The organism is Rhodococcus sp. P4_E4 (genome assembly GCF_056401575.1).
In genome coordinates, this window is sequence record NZ_JBFUJB010000051.1 from 1 (window position 1) to 3937 (window position 3937).

Annotated in this window: 2 protein-coding genes; both read right to left on the minus strand. The window is 61.0% G+C overall.

What is annotated here, in order from left to right; genetic code table 11:
* On the minus strand, positions 1-1610 hold a 1610-nt coding region (locus AC1DVN_RS30740; protein ID WP_477994814.1), incomplete at its 3' end, for a DUF7937 domain-containing protein.
* 46 nt (positions 1611-1656) lie between these two features.
* Positions 1657-3937 (minus strand): outer membrane protein assembly factor BamB family protein (locus tag AC1DVN_RS30745; protein WP_477994815.1); only part of this gene is annotated, 2281 nt, incomplete at its 5' end.

Sequence of the window (3937 nt, forward strand, 5' to 3'; positions counted from 1 at the left end):
GCCGGATCACCCAGCGCTTCGAGCCACGTCACAAGATCGTCGTACGTCGACGGATTCGCAGCGATCGCCGGCCGCAACTCCGGCGAACTCGATGCGATCTCGAACAGCACCGCCGCCGGAGTCCGCGGATCCGCAGCCTCGAGAGCACGACTCGAACGCTGAACGGGCTGTCCGAGATTCGGTACCGCAGCTGTAACCGTGGTGGCCGACGCGAACAGTTGCACCCCCGCATACAAATTCCGAACAGCCGGTGAGACTGTGAGAGCGAGAGCAACCAGAACCACCAGCACCGCCATGGCGAGATCGAATATCCATGCACTGTAATATATTTCGCCATACATGGCCGACTGCACCACGAGACGAACGATCATCAGGACGAGCAAGCCGACACAGACTCCAAGACCAACCTCGCGTGACGGGCGAGGGTCGAGCGAAGAATACTGAAGCGACAGTGATCTGACTCCGACGACGGCAAGAATCCCGAAGAGTATCGCGAGAACAGCGAGCACCAACGCATCTCCCCACGGCACGATGCCAAATTGCGTTGCTGCCATTGCGATCTGAGAGAATCCAACACCGAAGCTCCACACCGCGATCAACAGCATGCCGTTTCGTGCCGCTGCGAGCCAGACGTATCCGGGGTGCGTCCCGTCGCCGACGGATGCAACACCGAATGGAATGAATGTAATTGCAGCTGCGGCAATCAAGAACGTGATGCCGTAGTACGGACTAGCCGTGACCGTGTGGAACAGCTCGACACTTGTGCCCTCGCTGATCGAGTGGAGTAATCCGGCTGCGAGGAGAGCGATGCCGAGCGCGGCGATGGTGAGGCGCCAGGACGCAAACCGTCTGGCGAGACCGACTGCCGCAACACCCACCACGACGATCGGAACGGCCGACGACACGAAGAGAACGATCAGGCTCTCGAATGTCTGCGGCCCGTCGTAATATCGGTAGCGACTGGCGGAGACCAGGATGTAGATCAGCGCGAGTAGCGCCGAGGCCACTGACGACCCCCAAGCCACAAACACAAGCGGCTTCACCAACGCCAACCATCGCGGCGCGGTTCGAGGGTCGATGCGAATTTCGGCCGCTCGCGGTTGAGCTGCGAGCAGGGCGCCGGCAAGCCCGAACCACGCTCCAGCGCCGACCCCGTTGCCGGTGAAAACACTCGAGCTCTCACTGAATCGGAACATTCCACGAATGACGTCGTAGACGACAAGACCCACGACAGTGGCAATGAGGGGTCCGTTGGCCACCAGACGCAGCACACGTATCTGCCCGACATTCCAATTCGGCCCGAGCATTCCGAGTCGCGCCACGTACGGCAGAGACAGGGACACCAGCGACAGCAGCGTCGGCAAAACCAGAAGCACCACAAGAGCACTCGAACCGACGCGGGTTATTGCGACGGTCGCACTCCACGGCAAGAAGAACGACACGAACAGTAGTACCGCGGCTGTCCCGTCGCGGGTGTAGTCACCGATCCGAATATCCTCGAACGCAGATCGCGCCGGTGAATAGCCCTGCGCCGGTGGATACACGCCGTGTGGCTGGGGCAAACCGTCTATTGATGATTCGCTGTGTTGACGCGAGTTGTCTTCGGTCATTCGCCAAGCTCCTCAGATGTGGGAAGTGCGCCGAACGGCTCAGGCACTATCGCCGATATTTGGTGGTCCCCGACGAATCGCGATCGTTGCTGACGATCTTGGCGAAGCATTGATCGTTGGCAATCCGCTTCGAATCGCACCACCCGTTTGCCGCATCCGCATCCGCAAACGTCAAGCCTGCGACGGTTATCCACCAACCCCGGAGATCGAAGGTCCGCCATTCGTCACTCCAGAGCAGACGCACCTCCGGATACATGAGACGAAGTTCGAGATGCTGTCGCAGGATCTGGGCAGCAGTCCAATGCACCTGAGCGCCATTGATATCCGCCGCATCGAGTCCGACCCGCTTGGAGGAGATCTGAGCCACCCACCTGTTCGCGAGGTCACCGATCACAAAGGGGCGATCGGCGTCGGCCTGAGCCCGGAGGGCGTCAAGACTCGCAGATTCGACGTCGCCCGTTGTCGGCTGCGCGCTACGTGTGGGTCGGATCGGCGTATTGGTGTCACTTCGCGATGCCGGCCCGGATGTCAGGCTGGTATCACTCGTCCCCTCGTCCTCGCATTCGACGAGTTGAGCACCTGACGCTCTCGAATTGGTCAGACTCGAAGACTCACCGAGAGTGTTCGGCAGCCTCCAGAAGCTACCGAGGTCGTACAGGAACTCGCGCTGGATCGAGTTCGTCGTGTTCGTCCCATCGGTTCGGGGAAGATAGATCGGCGCATCGGAGAAGTCGAACACCGCCGATGCAACGCTCTGGCCGGTGTCGGTGATCGACACACGAAGCGCGTCGGTGGAGACGATGTCTCCGCCGGGACATGATGCTTTCATTTCCATTAGAACGACGAGACCCTCTGCCTGCGTGCGGTATTCAACCGGCGTCAGGGTCGGTGTCCGTCCGCATTTCGTGACGTACTCGTTGCCTCCGTCGAATTCAGGGACAGCGGGCAGCCTGCCCGGTGTCCCTGACGGTCCGCCGGTCGGTGGGTAGTAGAGGAATTCGTCATTGGAGATCGAGGCGAGTCCGTCGTGGGCCTTCGACCAAGACCAGTGGTTGGTGTGGGAATCGAGTGACCAGCTGATGGAGCCGTCGTCGAGTTCAACGGCTAGTACCCTGCCGTCGTTAGGATGGACGAGAATTCGCTCACCGTCCGAGACCGAGTAAGAGAAGTAGTCACCGATCTTGGTCGACCACAACTGTTCCCCGGTGTCGATTCGGTAGGCCGAGAGCGTGTCCGAGTCGTTGCCCAACACGATGTCGCCGACGATCCGGCGTAGCGAGAAGTGGTCTCCGCCGATGACCGACCACAACTCGGTGCCGTCGTTCATGTCGTAGGCACCGTGCGAGCCGATGTACGGACGAGAGTTCGATGCCGAGACAAGCCACGGTGATGCCGGTGCGTCTTCGTCAACTCTAAATCTCTCGGCACCGTCACGGTCGGACACGATGCTGGAGTATCCGTCCGACGGAAATGGCATCGCGCAGAGGACGCCGGCAAAACCTTGTCCTGGAAGTGCCTCGTAGCCACCCAGATTCGGATTCGAAAGCAGTGCGCCATCGACCGCGTTGAGCGCCGTAGATCCGATGCTCGAGTAATAGACGATGCCGTCCACGATCTCGAACGAATGCGAATCGCCGGATCCGACGCAGTCGGTTTCCGGTGGAGGTGTCGTTGTCCACGCCGCGTCGAGATCGTTAGGCGTACCGCGCGAAATCACCAGCCCGGACTGGCTACCGCCGACAGTGAAGACCGCTCCGTCGGAAACCTCGACCAAGGTGGCTGTATCGGTGTCGACACTCGAACGAATCGCCCCCGAGTCGAGCGAGAAGGAAACGACTCGAGCTGTTCCACCAGGGTTCCTGACGACACAAGGTAGGGCTGCATCGATCGCGGCGGTCGCACACGACACCGTGCCGGCGACCGGCGTTTGCCATCGAATGGATCCGCTCTCGGCGTCGACTGCTACAAGTTGGGACTGCTGGCCCTGCTGTGGACCGACCGTAGTGATCAGAGTCTGTCCCACGTCGATGAATCTCGCCGTTCCATAGCTCGCACCGAGCGAATCCGGCCACAGAAATCTTCCGCCCGGCAGAACCTCGTCAACGTCCAACGACCACCCTGGCGTCGGCTGCGTGGGGTAAGTGTTGACCAGCTGGCCTGCAACCGGTCCATCGGTGTCTCCCGACCGGAGAATCGTGACAACGGTGRCGGCGCCTGCGGCGAGGGCCGCGACGGCGGTAAGGGATGCAACGGCAAGAATCCATCCTCGGCCACGAGATCGAGAGGGCGGAGGATGTCCGGCAACCGGAGCCTGCGGTGGTGAAGGC